General features: G+C 47.9%; 15 protein-coding genes. 7 read left to right on the forward strand and 8 right to left on the reverse strand.

The window, feature by feature from the left end:
* The first annotated feature begins 322 nt into the window (after nucleotides 1–322).
* Nucleotides 323–1436 (forward strand): peptide chain release factor 2 gene (gene prfB, locus BM122_RS04380; protein WP_143083310.1). Its coding sequence is split into 2 segments (ribosomal slippage): nucleotides 323–403 and nucleotides 405–1436, totalling 1113 coding nucleotides; the frame shifts between segments, so codons are not numbered across the junction.
* Between the two features lie 505 nt (nucleotides 1437–1941).
* On the opposite strand, the gene BM122_RS04385 is transcribed toward prfB, so the two are convergent.
* Nucleotides 1942–3225 (reverse strand): CAP domain-containing protein, encoded by a 1284-nt coding sequence (locus BM122_RS04385; RefSeq protein WP_074904007.1) that lies wholly within the window; start codon nucleotides 3223–3225, stop codon nucleotides 1942–1944.
* Between the two features lie 435 nt (nucleotides 3226–3660).
* Between BM122_RS04385 and BM122_RS23125 the strand changes: the two genes are divergently transcribed.
* Nucleotides 3661–3837, forward strand: a complete 177-nt coding sequence (locus tag BM122_RS23125) for a hypothetical protein (RefSeq protein ID WP_177198039.1) — start codon at nucleotides 3661–3663, stop codon at nucleotides 3835–3837.
* Nucleotides 3838–4255: 418 nt separating this feature from the next.
* On the opposite strand, the gene BM122_RS22210 is transcribed toward BM122_RS23125, so the two are convergent.
* On the reverse strand, nucleotides 4256–4648 hold the full coding sequence (locus BM122_RS22210) for a hypothetical protein (protein ID WP_143083311.1): 393 nt from the start codon (nucleotides 4646–4648) through the stop codon (nucleotides 4256–4258).
* A gap of 203 nt (nucleotides 4649–4851) precedes the next feature.
* Here BM122_RS22210 and BM122_RS04400 point away from each other — a divergent pair, with 203 nt between their 5' ends.
* A complete protein-coding gene (locus BM122_RS04400) occupies nucleotides 4852–5217 on the forward strand; it encodes a hypothetical protein (protein WP_143083312.1) in 366 nt (121 codons plus the stop codon).
* Nucleotides 5218–5306: 89 nt separating this feature from the next.
* Nucleotides 5307–5567: a hypothetical protein gene (locus BM122_RS04405; protein ID WP_143083313.1), complete on the forward strand. Its 261-nt coding sequence runs from the start codon at nucleotides 5307–5309 to the stop codon at nucleotides 5565–5567.
* Between the two features lie 418 nt (nucleotides 5568–5985).
* Here BM122_RS04405 and BM122_RS25865 read toward each other — a convergent pair whose 3' ends face one another.
* A complete protein-coding gene (locus tag BM122_RS25865) occupies nucleotides 5986–7485 on the reverse strand; it encodes a DEAD/DEAH box helicase (protein WP_371264894.1) in 1500 nt (499 codons plus the stop codon).
* 3106 nt (nucleotides 7486–10591) lie between these two features.
* Here BM122_RS25865 and BM122_RS22215 point away from each other — a divergent pair.
* Nucleotides 10592–10807: a hypothetical protein gene (locus tag BM122_RS22215; protein ID WP_143083314.1), complete on the forward strand. Its 216-nt coding sequence runs from the start codon at nucleotides 10592–10594 to the stop codon at nucleotides 10805–10807.
* A 209-nt stretch (nucleotides 10808–11016) separates the two neighbouring features.
* On the opposite strand, the gene BM122_RS04415 is transcribed toward BM122_RS22215, so the two are convergent.
* The 5 genes from BM122_RS04415 to BM122_RS04440 all read right to left on the reverse strand — a co-directional run bounded on the left by BM122_RS04415 (nucleotide 11017) and on the right by BM122_RS04440 (nucleotide 16429).
* Nucleotides 11017–11238, reverse strand: coding sequence for a type II toxin-antitoxin system HicA family toxin (locus BM122_RS04415; RefSeq protein ID WP_074904015.1), 222 nt, complete (start codon nucleotides 11236–11238; stop codon nucleotides 11017–11019).
* Nucleotides 11231–11437: a HicB family protein gene (locus BM122_RS04420; RefSeq protein ID WP_074904017.1), complete on the reverse strand. Its 207-nt coding sequence runs from the start codon at nucleotides 11435–11437 to the stop codon at nucleotides 11231–11233. The genes BM122_RS04415 and BM122_RS04420 overlap by 8 nt, the downstream gene beginning before the upstream one ends.
* A 560-nt stretch (nucleotides 11438–11997) precedes the next feature.
* The gene (locus tag BM122_RS04425; RefSeq protein ID WP_074904019.1) at nucleotides 11998–12579 is read right to left on the reverse strand and encodes a hypothetical protein; all 582 of its coding nucleotides are present in this window, start codon (nucleotides 12577–12579) and stop codon (nucleotides 11998–12000) included.
* Nucleotides 12580–12808: 229 nt separating this feature from the next.
* Nucleotides 12809–15211 carry a Tex family protein gene (locus BM122_RS04435; protein WP_074904022.1) on the reverse strand — a complete coding sequence of 801 codons (2403 nt, stop codon included), beginning with the start codon at nucleotides 15209–15211 and terminating at the stop codon, nucleotides 12809–12811.
* A 75-nt stretch (nucleotides 15212–15286) separates the two neighbouring features.
* A complete protein-coding gene (locus tag BM122_RS04440; RefSeq protein WP_074904024.1) occupies nucleotides 15287–16429 on the reverse strand; it encodes an HD-GYP domain-containing protein in 1143 nt (380 codons plus the stop codon).
* Between the two features lie 168 nt (nucleotides 16430–16597).
* On the opposite strand from BM122_RS04440, the gene BM122_RS22220 reads away from it, so the two are divergent.
* Nucleotides 16598–16927, forward strand: a complete 330-nt coding sequence (locus BM122_RS22220) for a hypothetical protein (protein ID WP_143083315.1) — start codon at nucleotides 16598–16600, stop codon at nucleotides 16925–16927.
* Nucleotides 16928–17046: 119 nt separating this feature from the next.
* Nucleotides 17047–17919, forward strand: coding sequence for a PA4780 family RIO1-like protein kinase (locus BM122_RS04450; protein WP_074904027.1), 873 nt, complete (start codon nucleotides 17047–17049; stop codon nucleotides 17917–17919).
* The last annotated feature ends 339 nt before the right edge of the window (nucleotides 17920–18258 follow it).

The raw sequence follows: 18258 nt of genomic DNA on the forward strand, positions 1-18258 counted from the left end.
GGGGCTAACAGTAATAAGCCTCCGGCTTTGCCGGAGGTAATTTAACTTATTGATAGCTGTACTAGAAGGTCTATACTTAGCCAAAGTTCTTGAAGATTGGATGCTAATGATATAAAAAATAATCAAAATACTCGACTAGGTAATTTAGCATCTTTCGCGCAGAAGCTGGAGAAAGCTAATTAATAGATGCCATTTTAATAGTATCATTCTAGTCTGCTTGATACAGTCACAGTCAAGAACTGAGCTCGCCTTGTAATCAGGCAATTAAACCCAATAAACGCTACAATATTCTTTTGATTATCTATCTCGGATTGTAAACCATATGGAAGCAGAACAACTCAATAGCCTGATTCATCAACTCACTGGTCTCAATGATCGGGAAAAAGCATTGCGGAGGTATCTTTGACTTCGATAATAAGAAGTTACGACTGACTGAAGTCACACGACAAGCAGAAGATCCAGCTGTCTGGATCGATGCGCAGCGGGCTCAGGAGCTAGGGCGCGAGAAGAAAACACTGGAAAGTGTGGTATTAACACTTGAGGCGATTGACAGGCAGTTACAGGATGCCGATGAATTACTGCAAATTGCGAAAGAAGAAAATGACGAAGCAACCTTGCAAAGCATCCTATCGGATGTAGCTCAACTTGAGAAGGAAGTGGCGGATATGGAGTTCCGCCGTATGTTCTCAAATCCTATGGATCCCAGCAATTGTTTTGTCGATATTCAATCTGGTTCAGGGGGTACAGAAGCCCAAGATTGGGCAGCCATGCTGGAAAGAATGTATTTGCGCTATTGCGAGCGCCGCGGCTTTGGGGTAGAGGTGCTTGAAGAGTCTGTGGGCGATGTTGCAGGGATTAAAAGCGCTACGCTCAAAGTGACAGGTGATTATGCCTATGGCTATTTACGAACCGAAACAGGGGTACATCGCTTGGTGCGTAAATCACCGTTTGATTCAGGCAACCGCCGCCATACTTCTTTCGCCAGTGTATTCGTCTATCCGGAAGTTGATGATAGTATCGAGATTGACATCAATCCGGCAGATTTACGTGTTGATACCTTTCGAGCATCTGGGGCAGGTGGCCAACACATCAATAAGACCGACTCGGCTGTCCGGATTACCCATCTTCCTACCAATATCGTGGTGCAATGTCAAAGTGGTCGGTCCCAGCATCGGAATAGAGCCGATGCCATGGCCATGCTGAAATCACGCCTCTACGAGGCGGAATTGCGCAAACGTAATGAGACCAAGCAAGCCGTTGAGGACGCTAAGACTGATATCGCATGGGGCTATCAAATTCGATCTTATGTGCTAGATCAGTCGCGCATTAAGGATTTACGGACTAATGTTGAAATTGGCAATACGCAAGCGGTACTTGATGGCGATTTGGATGATTTTATCGAGGCCAGCTTGAAGCAGGGTGGGGATGCTGCCTGATTGGTTTTGTTGAAATATTTTGTTGAAATAGTGAGATCGATGGGTAATCGTGTGTTTCACAAGCTATATGGTAGGCTGCCTATAATTCAGAGTTTGAGCTTGCCTTAGAAAAGTACAGACCGCAATCTAGCTTCTATCAGATTGCGGTCTGTTTACGGAGGAGTATCACATGTTAATTTTTAACTGAGCGATCAGAGATCAAAGAATGGATGCCAATGAGATGGTTAAACCCATCTGGACCAGATTTAGCGGCGAACCATCCGCTCTTTGACCGATATTTATTATAAATAGAAACAGTTGCTGCTAGATTTCATCTGCCTGAGCTAGTTACTATTCATAATGGCACAATTCGCAATAAGCTCTCTGCCTGCGAGCGTTATCTCATCCCGACACCAAATAATGCAAGTGCAGTTTCACTTATGTATTAAACTAGCGGATTCAAGATTGAATCCGCTTTGCTTTAAATATGAATCCTCCCGCAGCTTTAATTAAAGGTTCAACTTAATCAGCCTACATAAAAATCTTCATTTGCCAGCGCAAGTCCACCCGTTAGTTGAGCAAATTGTTGGGCGCTAGCGCCACCGATACCGTCGGCATCATAGCTGAGAGCGCCAGTTTGTGTGTTATAAATGATTCGGTCTGTGCTGTCGTGTGCTTGAGTACCGATGTAAAAAGCTCTAGCGCTGAGAAAGTCTCCGCTGGTCAGGCTGGTAAAAACGCTATTCTCCAAATAGATGATATCGTTGTCTGGGGTAAAGTCCGTAATTTTGTCGACAGTACCGTCTAATTCCGTATCAAAAACAAAAATATCTCTGCCCGTTCCACCTGTTAAGGTGTCAGCATCTGAGCCGCCCCATAGGATGTCATTGCCGCTGCCGCCATCAATGGTGTCTTTGCCTTCGTATCCATGAAGTTGATCCGAACCGCGCAAACCCGAGATGGCATCAGCGCCAGATGTTCCTTCCAGTTCATCTGAGCTCGATGTGCCCGTAATCGTGTTAGGTTGAGGAGTGGAAGTATTCGTGTTAGGTTGAGAAATGGGTGTAGGCTGCGGAGTGGAAGTGCCGCCACTCAAGACTGGGTCGACTAGATCCTGCTCCACATTCTTGCTGTTGATGCTAACTTGATAGGTCGTTGTGGCTATCCCACTACCAGCAAAACTGACAGTATAATTACCAGCAGCAAGCTCCAATTGGTAGCCACCAGCGGGGCTTGTCTGTGTCGTTGTAATGCTGCCAGTGGTATTATTTTTGGCGGTGACGGTGAGGCTACCTAATCCTTCATTGATATCATAGAACTTATCGCCATCCAGATCATCGAAGGCGACCCCCACCAAAAAAGGATTGGTTGCTGTTTTGGCAAAATCCTGGGTAATGAAAGCAGCGTCTTCGAAATCGCTGTATGAGCCGACTTCCAGGCCAATCCCAATTTCACGGAAATTGTCATTTAAGATATTGGCTTTATGGCCGGGTGAGTTCATCAATGAAATATGCATTTGCTCTACTTCGTCTGCAAAACCGGACGGTGAGCGGGCGCTCCTCCAGGCAATATTTTCTCCCCAGGCCCAAGAACCGGAAAAATCGTAATTTGCTGCCTCCATGCGATCGCCTGGATCTGATCCATCTATGCCAGTATGAGAAAATGTGTCTGTATCAATCATCCAGCTACTATGATGCTCTGCTGCTGTATTGAGATTGTCATCGAAAGCGAGCGGTTGAGCGCCAACCTTAGCCCGTTCAGCATTGATGAGTTGTAGCATGTATTGTTCGTAGGCATTAGCTTGTGACATAAGCGAAGCTCCGGTTTTTGAGTTGGTAGAAATTGATGCGTGGAACGGCTTTTAAAGAAACGCTGACTTTTTACTTTTTGCGATAAATATTTCCTAAACTGAAAATCTTTTTATTAAGTGAAGGGCGTTGATAAAAGAAAATTAGAGACGTTGAACGTTTTAAGTCCGGCCATTGATTAATTCCTCTCGCATTGGAATTTATAAAATCTGATTGAAGTATTTTGATGAGCTCTTCAATTAATAAATGCTATCGGCAATTTTTTTATGCACTTTAGGTAAGAAAGCATAAAGCTTATTTCAGGCTATCCCCGCGGCGCTGCACGTGGGGATGATCTGCGCGTGATCATTGGGACCATTTATGTCATCAAGAATGGCCTGCAATGAGAGAGTGAGTCCTAAGAGTACGGGCCGCATAAGACGCTGTATAACTGCTTTGTGCGCTGGAACCGGGTGGGTGTCTTCAACCGTATCTTTGCAGAGCTGGCGGGTAAGGCCGAAGTACCGGATCGACTGATGATTGGCGCTACGCATCTCAAAGCACGCCGCACAGCAGCTAGCTTGCTAAAAAAGGGAATGCTTCCTACTATATCGGCTGTACAAAAGGCGGCTTGAACTCAAAGTTTCATTTCGTGTGCGAAGGCAGCGGCAAGCCCGTTGCTCTGCTACTTTCTAAAGGATAGATGAACGGTTACATGTACCCGTCCATGCTGTTGCCGTCCTTGACAAAAGAAAAAGAACTACTCACGGATCGTGGTTACGAGCCGGCGGGTTCAGAATGGTTTTCTTGAAAAAATGCAACACTTCTTGCTCAGAATTGGGGAGGCAGGTTGCGACTCAAGAAAAATATGCAGAAGAGAATTGGGAAAGAAAGAGGCGGTTTAAATATACCAAACCATTAAAAACGGCTTATTGCAAAGCCTTTGGCTGAAATTACGGCGCAATACAAAAACCGCAACACGGGGTGATTATTGCTGCTTCTAAAATAGATGCACACAGCCAGCGAGAAATTGAAGAGTTTTATTAATTGCACTCAACGACGATTGGGGCTGTTGTTCGCAAGAACAAGAATTCTTGATTCAGTACCTGACTCCTTCTGTTTGCAAAACTGGCTCTGAGGATGTGGATGATGAAGTTCGATTTCGATGCCGAGTTGAGAGGCGATGACGGGGCTGTGTTTCTTGCCTATTACGAAGTCCAGCCGCCTAACGTAGGTGGCCAAAAGTCGCTGATCCACGTTGCAGTGCCTGCCCAGCACATCACTAAAATGCCACCTGCTAATCCATGCACGCTGTTGGGAAAAAGGGGTGCATTCACGATCAGTATGCAGGAAGTTCATTGGCCCCGCTTCCCCGCTTCTTCGCAAAGCACCCTCGGACTGGAAGCCATAGAGCTGCTCCACGTCGAAAGGCTGATAATCTGGCATCCTCCGATGAACGCTAGGAGAGAAATTCGCTTCTATCTAGCTCCCATTTCCTACCTGCGATCGGAATCAACCTGTGTTTTCTTGGCGACGGATCCCATACAGAGGATCTTTTCATACTGGATCTACCGGACCTTGGCGCGACGAGGTTCATTGCGGAGTGGGTGACGATTTACCCCCGAGACGCAGAGATTCCAGGTGCGACGGTGATTGCCGGTTTTAGTACGGTAGCAGGTTTGCCACCGAACAGTCCAATCGATGTCGACCAAATGGTTGTGAAGTTTAGGAACTCGCTCGAGATCCTGTTCGTTCTGTTTCGGCAAGCCGTTACCTTGCACGGCTGGATGTACACCAACGATCAGACCATCTCCACCTGGATTAATCCCCTTGAACCGAATGTGACGCAGTCCGCGCGCGAGGATCGCGGAGACTTTGTCGCCAGGCCTCAAGTCTTCGTGGAGTGCGCGACGCGCTTGGCCCACGCGTATGGAAAAGTCGATGCGAAAACCCGCTCGCTGGTGCGACACCTTTCAGTGGCGGTCAATCCCCATACTAATTCCAATTCCCAATAAAAAAGTAAATAATTTTTTAAATAAAATTATTTCTTTACAATATATTACGTAATTTTATAATTTATTTTTCTATTGCGAATTAGAATAACTTGAGAACCAAAGATCGCTTTCTGTTCATGTTCTCCGCACTGGAAAGGGTGATCGAGTCCGCTTGGACGCAGGACCAAACGCCAAACAGTCCTGCTGTCACAACCCACGCGGTGATTCAGCATCTCGAACAGCTGAAAGAAGCCGTGGTCGTGGAAGGTGACGAGAACGCTTCTGAAATCTCAGCGCGACTGGAAAGGCTTATCGGTGTCGTGAATCGGCCCAGTGTTCGAGACAAATTCGAAGCATTCCTCCACGTTTAACCAGAGATGAATCATTACTGCACAGACCTCCGGCCTGTGTTCTAGGGTCGAATAAAAAACACGGCTTGAGAGAGGTCCGTCATGCACTGGCACACGGGAGCAGATCTTTCGTATCGCTGGATGTGGTTGCGGTTGCCGAGTGGCACTTAGCGATTCTGCTGGAGCGGGTGATCTTCGTGCTTCTTGACATGACCTTACCGGACGGAATATCCCCTGGCTCGTTTCTGTTGCGGAATGGTGCAAGAGGATGGTATGAGAGATACTGGTGGGTTCCCTTGCAGTCCAAGCCGGACCAGTCGATCTGATTTGACCAATTTTGGCCAGCGACTACGATCGCTCCGAGTCGAATTGGATCAGCAACGTTCAATTGCGAGTACTCGGGATCAGAATTTCAGCTACTTTTCCAAAGCTACCAAACTTATCCAAGTTGGATCAAATTCAACAATTCCTGCGTGCTGATCTTGCCGCTGATTTCACCGCCTTCCAGGACGCTATCGGCAAGATCACGCTTGTGCTTGTGCAGGGACACGATTTGCTCCTCAATGGTATTTTTCGTCACCAGCCGGTATACGGTGACAGGGCGTTGCTGACCGATGCGGTGGGCGCGGTCGGAGGCTTGATCCTCGACAGCCGGGTTCCACCAGGGATCCATGTGGATGACATAGTCCGCAGCCGTTAAATTCAACCCTACGCCACCGGCTTTAAGACTGATGAGAAAGACATCGCCCTGTCCTGCCTGGAAGGCGTCTACTCGCTGCTTACGTTCCGCTGGCGGGGTTTGACCGTCCAGGTATTGATAGTCGATGCCTTTTTCGTCCAGATAGCTACGAATGAGGTTGAGATGATCGACGAACTGACTGAACACCAAGGCTTTATGGCGATTATCGAGAAGCTCATCCACAACTTCGCCAAACAACGCTAGCTTACTGCTGGAAAGCCCCAGATCCGGCGCAACCAGTTGCACATTGCAGCAGGTCCGACGCAGCTTGGTGATCGCTGCTAATACTTTGAAGCGTTTATCTTCCTCGGACCCCTGAGTTTCGTTCAGCTCGTTCAACAGCTTGCGGCGCAAAGCTTCGTAAAATACCGCTTCTTGCTCACTCAGTTCCACTTGCAGCTCGATCTCGGTGCGCGGCGGCAGCTCATCTAGCACTTGTGTCTTAGTTCGTCTCAGGATGAAAGGCTGAATCATGCGTTTTAGCCGCTGGCGCGCTTCACGATCCTGGTTGCGTTCGATAGGCCCCGCGAAGCGGCGGTTAAAGCTTTCCAGAGAACCGAGCAGGCCGGGATTGATGAATCGGAATAAATTCCAAAGCTCGCCCAGATGGTTTTCTACTGGTGTTCCAGTGGTGATGATCTTGAACAAACCCTGGAGAGCCATGGCCTGCTGGGAACGCTTAGTTGCCGGATTTTTGATGAGTTGGGCCTCATCCAGCACGATAGTTTGCCAGGTAAGTGCGGCGAGAAGCTTACCGACCGATTCCTGCTGCAATAAGGCATAACTGCAAATTAACAGGTCCATTGGGCGTAAACCCTCGATCAGTTTTTGCCGATCACCGCCGTCCAGGATTCGAACGTTGAGAGTCGGTGCAAAACGTTGCGCTTCGCTCTGCCAGTTCATGCAAACCGAAGTCGGCGCAATCACCAGCGTCGGCCCCTCGTTAGCCCGGTATAAGATCATGGTCAAAGCTTGCAAGGTCTTTCCTAAGCCCATGTCATCGGCTAAGCAAGCACCTACGCCCCAAGCGGCTAGCCGGAACAGCCATTCGAAGCCGTCGCGTTGATAATCTCGTAATTCTGCCTGTAAAGTGGATGGGAGCTTCGGTTGGACTTGTTCTGCCTGACGCAATCGCTTCAATTGCGCACGCCAAGCGGCATCGCCTTGAAACTCTCCCACTTCTTCAGCGATTTCATCCATGACCGGTAACGCCAATGAATGGAGCCGCTGATCCTTGCCGTGTTTTTCCGAATAGACACGCAGATCGTCCAAACGCTTCTTGAATGCCTCGGTCAGAGCCAGGAAACGGCCTTCATCAAGGCGGATGAATTTGCCCTGGGCGCCTTCCGTCAATTCCAACAGGCGCTGTATGTTCAACACCTGCCCGTCGTCCAGCTTGAGCTCGCCGCTGACGCTAAACCAGTCACGCTGCTGCTTGACCTTAATGCTGAACTGACTTAATCCCGCCTGTCCCAGCACCTTGAATTTTTCCCCTTGCGGCCATTCGATCTGGGCCTTATCACCTGCTTTCTGCAGCTCCAGCAAAAACTCCAGGCTACTTTCAGTATCTGCCAACAGCCAGTGAAAAGCTGCCACCTCTTGTGCTTGATTGCTGAGACTGGGGCAAAGCGCGATGAGTTCGTTCGCCAGCTTTCGCTCTAGCTTGAGATCGCGCAGGGTTTGCAGGCGCTTACCACCGATTTCCGCAATCAAGCTGGAACCACCGGAACCGGGAGTGCAATATGAACCCTGTTCACCAAAGGGTCGGGTCAGGATAGCGACGCGTAGTCCTTCGCCTTCTGGAATCAGTTGCACGTGGGGGCGCGCATGAGCCGCGACTGTTTCGGCAGCAGCTAATTCTCCGCCACCGATGTCTGAATGGATGGTTGCCAGGGCGGATACCGAACCCAGGCTGGCCAGAATGCGCTCCTGGGCGGATGCCGGTGCTTCGATTCCCTTGCCGATGATTTCTGCGAGACGATGGTGCTTCGGTTTAAGTTCGACAATCTTGAGGCGAGTCAGACCATCTTCGGCCAGCACCACGCTCTCTTCCTCATCGCACAGCGGCCAGAATTCGATTTTGACTTGCTCGTCCTTAGGCTTTTTCTTGACCCGCAGTTCCGGCTCAGCAGCGACCAGCTCCACGGCGACGCCACTATCCTTCCATGACACATTGGGCGCGCCTACCATCGCTAGCCAGCCGCGGCTGGACAAGGCATAACCTCCTGTGTACGGGTCGGGAGCGATATGCGCGGCTACGCGGCGATCCTGCTCGGAAAAATAAGCTGTCGATTCTGCCATTTCAGCAACTTTCTTCATCGACAAGGGCTTGCCCTTACTCCAGCCGCCACTGGCATTACGTTTCTGTTCCCGTGCCTCCAACGTGAAGCCAAGATAGGCGTGCCCGCGCGACAGCAACCAGGCGAGACGATACTCGGCTGTTTCGTCCCGCTTACCTGTTGCCGTAGCAGGCACCACGGTATTCTTGATGGCGTTCAGAGCGCGCTCCCAAGGTTCTTGGTATTGGATACGATTGACCAGCAGCCTGATACCCTTAGAGTGCTCGAAGGCCTCGGCCGCACTTTTCATGTCGGTCTGCCTCGGTTCGATGCGCGCGATCAGTGCCGCTAGCTCCGCTGCAAGCCAGCCGTAACCGTAATGAGTGGCTTGTTGCTGATAAGCCATTGCCTGCGGCAGATAGGAGGATAATTTTGTGGCCTGCTCGTATTGATGGAGCAGCCACAAGCCGATCCAGAAAATCCAGGGGCTCATATGGCCATAGTGTAGAATCTGCTCAAATCGCATATTCAATTGTGCCAGCGCACCGGGCTGATTTCGTTCCAACGCTGGAACGGACTTCATCAGCATAAAAACTGAGTCAAAGGAATGATCTTCAGGAACCATCTCCAGAAGTTTTTGAGCCTCTTCCAGGTCGCCCACTTGGTTGCGCTGAAACAAGCCTAATATGAAGAAAAATCCTGCAACCCCCGGAAAGAAAATCCTGCGTTTGACTTGCCCCTTGCGCAACAAGCTCAGCCCTTCACGATAATACCGCAGCGCATTATCATGATCGCCTTCCAGTAGTAAAAGCAACCCATGATAGGCACGCTCACGGAAGCTGACCGGGCAACGGGACAATGCGGTCTGCGCGGCCTGCATCTCACCCCTTAAAATCGAGATCAGGGTCATGCATAGTAACCAGTCTTCGGGCACCGACACAGCTGATTCCTCACATGCTTCGCGCAACAGATGGAAGGCTGCTGCATCCTGCTCCCAACCTGCAGCCTGCTGTAGCAGAATCAACGGCAAGGCGGATTCTCTGATTTTTGCAGGTAAGCGTACAAACCATTCACGCTCGAAGGGATTGTCACAAACCATTGCGTAAATTGGCGCAGGTTCAGGGCAACGTTGCGGCAGACCGTTCCAGTAGGAATACTGTACCCGCTCCAGCATCTCGAACAAGCGGTCAATGTAAAGCACGTCCGCTCGGTAAATGCCGATGCGTACTTCTCGGATCAGTTCGTCATAATCGCGAAACTGGACGTCATCCTTGGCGGTTTTCTGGTAGGTTGTTTGCAAAGGTGCGGCGAGGCGTACCAGATCGACATAGCGTTCGAACGTGCCGCTTATGACAAGTGCGCGCGTCACCAGTTCAACGATAAGCTTATTGCACCTTAGACGCTGATTATTCCATGATGTTTTCTCGATTTTGAGCAGGCCGCTGTGCTGCAAGGACTCCAGCTTGATGTTAGCTGCCTCACCCGCACTCAAAATTTTGCGCAATGGTGTTGTAATCTGCGATTTGCTAAGCCCGCCCCAAGCGACGGCCAATAAATTGACTGCGGCCTGTTCCGCAGGAGTGCATTGGTGATAGCGTTCAAACAGTTGCTGACGTTCTTCCTTAACTGAATTTGACATAGCTTAATCTTTAAGAAGCTTTTGCAGTTTTGATACTTTTAATTACTGCTAGTGCCAAATTGTCAATGGTGAAGAGGATATAGTGTGTTTTCCCATTATGGAGCGAAAATTTGCGTCTACTGACAAAATTTATGCTAAGGAGAACGCTGCCAGACATAAAAACCTTTTCATTAGATCTAACTTTACTCGTATCGAAGTAAAAATAGCGTAGATTATGCCCTCGATTTTACTCAGCGAGTAATTCAAACATAAATCACTTAAAATAAAGAAAATATTATACTACCCAGCTTGCTTACAGATAAATATAAATGCAAGTTTGGCTCTGTTACAACAACTTATCCTGCAGAAAATACCTGATTTATAGGGGTATACTTGATAATTTATTTTGATGAAACACATTCGATCCGAACCTGCTGCTCCTGCCACAACGCAGGCAGATCAACCGGCAGATGAAATACGGTTCAGTATGTTAGGGATAGCATCAAGAGCAGCAGGCTATCATGCTCCGATCTCCCGTTTGTCCGAGCGTTTCTCGCAATACACCAAAATATTTTTGGTCTGCGGTTCATCCAACAGATCGGTAGCCAGATGGTCGGCCATATAACCCAGTAAAAAAGGCCAAAATCGACCTAGCTTCCAAGCCGTGATCAATACCATCTGGATCCGGAGTTCACTACGTAGTTCGCCAAAGCCGTTTCCGTCACTCGTTTTGCCTCCTGTCCTCGAATTTTTCTGTCCACGAAATTTCAGGGCCGCTTAATAACTGGCACTTATTGCCACCTTTTCCACCATTTCAGGTTACGGAAGGGCAGGCTAGGCATGAAGCGCTTCAACGAACTCTTCGGAGGAAACGCCAGCCTGCTTGAGCAGACCAGCTAGCGTACCGATCTTCAATTCTCGATGGTTGGGAATAACGCAGCCAGACAAACCGCGGCGCATGACAATGTGGCTACCACGTTGACGGGCGACGACGAAACCGAGTCGTTCCAAGACCTGCACGACCTCGGCACCGGATACAACGGGTAATTTAGGCATTTTCTGGCACTTCGAACGTAGTCAGCAATGGTCGACCTGAAACAACAAGGGGAAATTCTTCGAGATATAGCTCTGTTGCCTCGCGCAGATTGGCTAAAGCTTCTTCTACGGTTTCGCCTTGTGTAGTCGTGCCGGTTTCAGGGTTGAATGCGACATATCCCCCTTCTGGGGCAGGGCTTAAAACGGCCGATAATTCCATAAATTTTCTCCTTTGGTTGCAGGTACTAAATACCTAACGTTGAAGTTGAGAGGCTACTGAAGCGGTTAAGTCGCGTAGATAACCAAAAAGCAGAGTGTCCAGCAGTCTCGCCCGAACGGTATGTGAGACATTATTACGTGTATCCGATAAATTACGAAAACAAACGATGGGGCCACCCATTAGACAGGTCATGCTATACAGAATCTAACTTTTTGTGCTTTCCTTAACAACTCGACTAATAGTAGAGTGATGCAACCCAAATTTATCCGCGATCTGTTCTTAACGGTCGCGCCATTGCAGATTTCATAGTTTTAACAAACCGAAAAATAGCCCAAATTTGTCGTAACGCAAGACTTGACACCTGTTATGTGTTGGAAACGCCAAAGGCAAATCCATCGCAAATATAATGTTCATTACAATGCTGTTAGTTGATCAATTCATTCATTTTGTAAGATGTAATGACTGATACTTTTTTCTAGATTCGAGGCATGGCCCCTAGTTGCAAAGCGGCGGCAGGGACGTCGGCTGGAAGGCATGATTGTGTCATAGCTGGTACGACGTTATCGATATCTGCTTTCATGCATCGCCTTAATCTGTGGTGCGTCGCTCATAAACCATTCAATCATCTCCCATCGATCAAGTGAGCTTGAGGCGTTGCCCATACTTTTCCTGATCTCAAGCAGAAGGGTACCCATCAAAGCGAGCCAATCCTGCGTTTTATCATCAATGGGTCTTGAATCTTGTTCTGTGTGATAAAAGAACTGCATCAATGCGTTGTATGCACGCACCACTGAATCGTTTGCGACTAAGGACAGCTTGAAGCCAACTTGCCGATACTCTACTGACAGCATTTTTGCGATGGCAAGATCGTTTTTGTTCTTGTTTCTGAACTTCGGATCCAGCGAGAAGGCAGCTTCGCTAGTGAACAGGAGAAAGCATGGATCCAAGATTGCGTTGTAAGTTGCGATTCTGTCTTCGCGCAGTTTGTCCTCAAGCTCGCGAATCCGTGACGCCTGGGCGTCTTGCTTAGTCTGAGATGACTCGATTCGATTCTTGATAATCCAGCCAAGTCCGCCCAAACCCGCCAGGAGAAAAGGGGTTGCGAGTATCGCTATTGAGCTAATCGTTTCTAGCGTGCTCATTTTAGGCCCAACGCAGAAGGAGGCGGTCAGATCTTGCTATACAACATTTAACTTTTTTGTACTTTATTAATAATTTAACTAAATAGTAGAGCGATGCAACCCAAATTAGCCCATAGTCTGTTTTTAGCGGTCTCGTCATTGCAAATTCCTTAATTTCAACGAACCGAAAAATAGCCCAAAGATTGCCGCAATGCAAGACTGTATCTGACGATCTCATAAAAACATTTGCCTACTTTTTCTCCTTGGCGCGCGCCAGCGCCAGAGCTAAAGCGCTAACAGGCTCAGGTTTGCGCGAGGTCTTTTGCTGTGCTTCACGTGACTGCCGTTTGCGTTGTTCATGAGGGCGGCGATCGCGGTTGTCGGCGCTGGGGGAGGGAATGTCCGCTTTGTCTTCCAGACGCATGGTCAGGCTGATACGCTGCCGGGCGGCATCCACTTCCAGTACTTTAACCTTGACGATCTGGCCGGGTTTGACGATTTGATGAGGATCCTTGACAAATTTACTTGCCAGAGCGGACACATGCACCAGGCCGTCCTGATGCACACCGATATCGACAAAAGCGCCAAAGGCGGCGACATTGGTCACGACCCCTTCCAGAAGCATGCCGGGTTGCAAATCCGTGAGCGATTCGATGCCCTCCTGAAAGATGGCTGTTTTGAATTCCGGTCGTGGATCGCGGCCGGGTTTTTCCAATTCAATCAGGATATCTTTAACGGTGGGCAAGCCAAAGGTGTCATCGGTAAATTCTTTAGGGGAGAGCTCTTTCACCACTTCCGGTCGTCCCATGACATGTTCAATGCCCTTTTTTAAGCGTGCTAAGATACGCTCGACCACAGGGTAGGCTTCCGGGTGCACGGCGGAGCGATCCAAGGGGTTGTCACCGTCGTTAATACGCAAAAAACCCGCTGCCTGTTCAAACGTTTTTTCGCCGACGCGTGGTACCTTGCGTATCGTTTGACGATTCGGGAAGGGGCCATGGGTGTCACGATATTCCACAATGTTCTGAGCCAGTATGCGGTTCAAGCCGGAAACCCGTGCCAGCAGGGGGGATGATGCGGTATTGACGTCGACACCGACTGCGTTGACACAGTCCTCCACGGTGGCATCGAGTGAACGCGCCAGGATGCGTTGGTTGACATCGTGTTGATATTGACCAACTCCAATTGATTTGGGTTCGATTTTGACGAGCTCAGCCAATGGATCTTGCAAACGCCGGGCAATGGACACGGCACCGCGCAGACTTACATCGAGATCGGGAAATTCGGCTGCGGCAAAAGCTGAAGCGGAATAAACCGAAGCACCAGACTCGCTCACGACGATTTTGGTTACTTTGAGTTCTGGTTTTTGTTCTGCGATCAGCTTGATGACTTCGGCGGCCAACTTGTCCGTTTCACGGCTGGCAGTGCCATTACCGATCGAAATCAATTGGACACCATGGCGGATTACTAATTGTGCGAGGGTGGTAAGGGCTCCTTGCCAGTCATTGCGCGGCTGATGGGGGTAAATAGTGTCTGTTGCCAGTAGCTTCCCCGTCGCATCGACTATCGCCACTTTGCAGCCGGTGCGGTAGCCGGGGTCAAGGCCGAGCACGGCCTTAGGACCTGCCGGAGCGGCTAGCAATAATTCGCGCAGATTGCGGCTGAAAATCTTGATGGCTTCTGCTTCAGCGGCTTCCCGCAATTGCAATAGTAATTCGGTACTGAGATGCAGGTGCGCTTTGACACGCCAAGTCCATTGACAGACATCCCCTAGCCATTTATCCGCATTTCTACCCCGATTCTCGATGCCGAAATGAGCTGCGATCATGGCGACACAGGGATGCGGTATCATAGCTTCAGACGCTTCATTCAGACCGAGATCAATTTTGAGCACTCCCAAGGCGCGGCCACGAAACAATGCCAGCGCGCGATGCGAAGGGATTAAACGGATAGGTTCTGAATAGGCGTAATAGTCACGAAATTTTTCCTCTTCCGCCATTTCCTTGCCGGCTATCACCGTGGCAGTCACCATGCCTTCATTCCAGAGTTTATTTCGCAGGGCAGCGAGTAAGTCAGCCGTTTCGGCAAAACGCTCAGCCAGAATATCACGCGCCCCTTCGAGCGCGGCTTTTACGTCTGGAATATTGATCGCTTCCACCCCTTCAGCGGCTGGCTGTACTTTGATGTATTTGGTTGCTTCTTGCTCGGGAATGAGCGTCGGGTCGTGCAGCAACGCATCAGCTAGAGGCTCCAGTCCTGCCTCACGTGCGATCTGAGCACGCGTGCGACGTTTGGGTTTGTAAGGTAGATAAATATCTTCCAGGAGTTGTTTCGTTGCGGCTTGTTCGATGGCAAGACGCAGTTCATCGGTAAGTTTGCCTTGTTCCTCGATCGAAGCCAGGATCGTCATCCGCCGATCTTCCAGTTCGCGTAGATACTGAGCACGCTCCTCAATTTCCCGCAGTTGCGTGTCGTCTAGATTATTGGTTGCTTCTTTGCGATAACGCGCAATGAAAGGTACGGTTGCGCCACTATCGAGCAGATTGATTGCCGCTGCTACTTGCGAAGGAGCAACACTGAGTTCTTTGGCAATGAGCTGCACGATTTTTTGCTGTGTTCCATCTGAAAGTGCTTGTGTTATTGATGAGGTCATAATTCTATTTTGCTGGGGGAGGTTTAAAAGCTGTGCGTATACTGATAACGCTCTGTTCGGTTGAAACTTGCTTCGTTAATTATCCTGAAAACGTTGCTGTATTGCCTGAATTTTATCGATATTGTTGAGCAAAGCATTAACACAATCCCGGTCCAGTTTATCACCGGCTAAATGTCGTAGCATAGCGAAAGCTTCTTCATTCGACCAGGCTGGTTTGTAGACGCGACTTGAAGTTAATGCATCGAATACATCTGCCACTGCACTGATGCGGGCTTCAATTGGAATCTCCTCACCCTTCAGGCTTTTAGGATAACCTGAGCCGTCGATTGCTTCGTGATGATATTCAGCGATATTACGCAGAATATTGACATCGCTAAAAGTGCCAAGATTAAAATCTGTAAGAATAGCATCAATGATTTCCCGGCCTTTTTCTGGATGGGTTTTCATGATATTGAATTCGCGTTCATCCAGTTTGGCTGGTTTCCGCAGGATACTGTCGGGAATGCCGATTTTGCCAATATCATGTAAAGGCGAAAACATGAAGATATGTTCGATTTGCTCATCACTGAGATGATAGCGCGGGGCTAATTCACGTGCGATCAAACGTGCGTAATGGGCAGTCCGATCGATATGTGAGCCCGTTTCTACATCGCGATAATGCGTCATGCTGCGGGCTGCTTTAACTGCAGAAAGGAGTGTGCGAATAGTCGCTAGCTCATTGATGACCGCAAGCGCGACCAAATGGCCATAGATATCGAGTTGGCGTAGTACGCTCGGTACAAATGGATGGGATTCAAACGAATTGAAAAATAAGAAGCCAACAAAAATATCGTTTTGGTAAAGCGGTAGAGTATAGCTTGCTTTATAGCCTTTAGCTGCTATCAACTCTGTGTGTAGGTGTGCACCTTTGTTAAAAATTGCCAAGTCTTGTACGAGCCGTGGGCGACGATGCTGCATGATTTCGCGTAGGGAAGGGGCACTATCAAGCGGTGCTTCATAGGCAATTAAAGGGCTTTCGCTACCGGCGGTGCTATGGATATAAGTCTTAAGTATGCCAGTTTTCTCATCGAGCAAGGCAATGGCTAGACGATCGATAAACGGAAAATCTTCACGGATCAAGTGATGTAGGAAGCTTAATTTATCAGACAGGGGTCGGTTCTCATGCAATTGGGCAAGCGCATCCTGATGTGAAAACAAATCCTCTTTCTTTGAAGTCATTGCAGCCCTCCTTGTGATATCACGCTTTGAAATTTGCTGCGATTCTATCAGTGCAAACCATTATGTCATAAGAGAATAACTGATCAAAAGGTAATAATTTTGTCATCAAGCAGTTCTATTATATTAAAACAACTGTTTGGGCGGTTGTTTTATGTCAAATAAAAATAAATGGTTGCGACAAATTGCCCTGCGGCAATTTGCCACATTCCAAGGGTGTTTTTTTCTTTCTACAATGCAGATCACGTGGTTGATTATTACCGTAGCAATGTAATCACTGCAATCAAGGAGATGGAGATGTTTTCTAAACATAAAGTAATTAATTTGTATCAAGTTTTACTGGATAAGTTTCATATGAACTTTATTGCAACCAAAAAGCGGCCATTAACAACAGACCGGAATAGCGTGAGTAAAGCCTTCGCTATTGCCGAACATATTGATAATGCGTCCGAAGATACAGTCTGGCATCGAAGCAAGTCGCCAAGGTTTCAGCAGAATTAATTAATAGTGGAAGGTGAGGTAATAGCTACGTGATTTCTCACCAGCTAAGTAGAGAGAATTATTTATTTGACAGGAGTATGGAAAACATGTGCTGTATTAACATGTTTACATAAGAGCTAATGAAAATCCCAAAAAGAATTGAGCCATTGGTTGAAGAAGGTCTGATTGATTCAGTAATTTGCCAACTTATGAGTGGCAAAGAGGCGATGGTGTACGTTGTGCGTTGTGGCACCGAGCTCCTGTGTGCCAAAGTTTATAAAGAAACAAACAAACAAAATTTCCGCCAGAATGTAAGCTATACCAAGGACAGATTAACTAGAAAAGGGAGATCTCTGCATGCGATTCAAAGGAGAAGTCATTTTGGTCGTATGGCACAGAAAGAAGCGTGGCAAAGTACCGAAGTAGATACCATGTCTCATCTGATTACAGTCGGTGTGCCAACACCAAAATATTATAACTTTTTTGAAGGTGTATTATTAATGGAGCTGATTACTGATAGCAATGGTGATGTCGCTCCCAAGTTGAATGATTTGACATTGAGCCCTGCGCTGGCAAGGATGTATCATGATTTTTTAATTAGACAGATTGTCCGCATGCTTTGCCATGATGTCGTTCATGGTGATTTATCTGAATACAATGTGTTAATCGGTAACCAAGGCCCTGTTATAATCGATTTCCCTCAGGCGATTTCTGCAGCCAGTAATTACAACGCCCAAAGAATATTTAAACGCGATGTTGATAATGTCACTGCCTATTTAAGCCGGTTTGCTCCAGAACTTGCATATACCGATTATGGTTCCGAGATTTGGTCTCTTTATCATAGAGGAAAATTGCATTTGGACGTTAATCTGAGCGGAAATACTGAGGAGAAAACTCAACCGGTTAATTTAAGTAGTGTTTTGGATGCTATTAACGCGGTATTAAAAAAGGAGATGGCTTGGCAAAGATACAAGCAGGAACGCTGGACAAGTCGTCGACTACAACAGTATTGATATTAGTAATAATCTCGACACTAAATTAATAATAACTCAAGTTTCGGTATTCATTTTTGGTAAAGAAGCCATAGTAACCAATTGAATAATATGCAATAAAATCCTCCTAAGTGGTAAAATTTAGTTTGCTTGACGAACTTAACTCACCACAAAGAGGCTTTGATGAATCGTGACACAAAACCATTAAGCTTGCCAAGTTTAATTGGCGATTTATTTACCCAATCGGAACTGCAGATGGGTAATGTTTCGCATCATTGTGGAATAAGCTGCATATGCCCCTTTGCTGCACCGGGCCGGCTTGCATAAGCGCTCGGGCGTGGCGCTTATGCAAGTTGTTTA

The organism is Nitrosomonas communis (assembly GCF_900114745.1).
Lineage (GTDB): Bacteria > Pseudomonadota > Gammaproteobacteria > Burkholderiales > Nitrosomonadaceae > Nitrosomonas > Nitrosomonas communis_A.

Coding starts and splice junctions, on each gene's coding strand:
- BM122_RS04435 (WP_074904022.1), bottom strand. CDS start 15,211: ATGACCTCATCAATAACACAAGCACTTTCAGATGGAACACAGCAAAAA.
- BM122_RS04440 (WP_074904024.1), bottom strand. CDS start 16,429: ATGACTTCAAAGAAAGAGGATTTGTTTTCACATCAGGATGCGCTTGCC.
- BM122_RS22210 (WP_143083311.1), bottom strand. CDS start 4,648: ATGCCAGATTATCAGCCTTTCGACGTGGAGCAGCTCTATGGCTTCCAG.
- BM122_RS04415 (WP_074904015.1), bottom strand. CDS start 11,238: ATGCCTAAATTACCCGTTGTATCCGGTGCCGAGGTCGTGCAGGTCTTG.
- BM122_RS04450 (WP_074904027.1), top strand. CDS start 17,047: ATGAAAATCCCAAAAAGAATTGAGCCATTGGTTGAAGAAGGTCTGATT.
- BM122_RS22220 (WP_143083315.1), top strand. CDS start 16,598: ATGGTTGCGACAAATTGCCCTGCGGCAATTTGCCACATTCCAAGGGTG.
- BM122_RS22215 (WP_143083314.1), top strand. CDS start 10,592: ATGAAACACATTCGATCCGAACCTGCTGCTCCTGCCACAACGCAGGCA.
- BM122_RS04420 (WP_074904017.1), bottom strand. CDS start 11,437: ATGGAATTATCGGCCGTTTTAAGCCCTGCCCCAGAAGGGGGATATGTC.
- BM122_RS04385 (WP_074904007.1), bottom strand. CDS start 3,225: ATGTCACAAGCTAATGCCTACGAACAATACATGCTACAACTCATCAAT.
- BM122_RS04425 (WP_074904019.1), bottom strand. CDS start 12,579: ATGAGCACGCTAGAAACGATTAGCTCAATAGCGATACTCGCAACCCCT.
- BM122_RS25865 (WP_371264894.1), bottom strand. CDS start 7,485: ATGGATGAAATCGCTGAAGAAGTGGGAGAGTTTCAAGGCGATGCCGCT.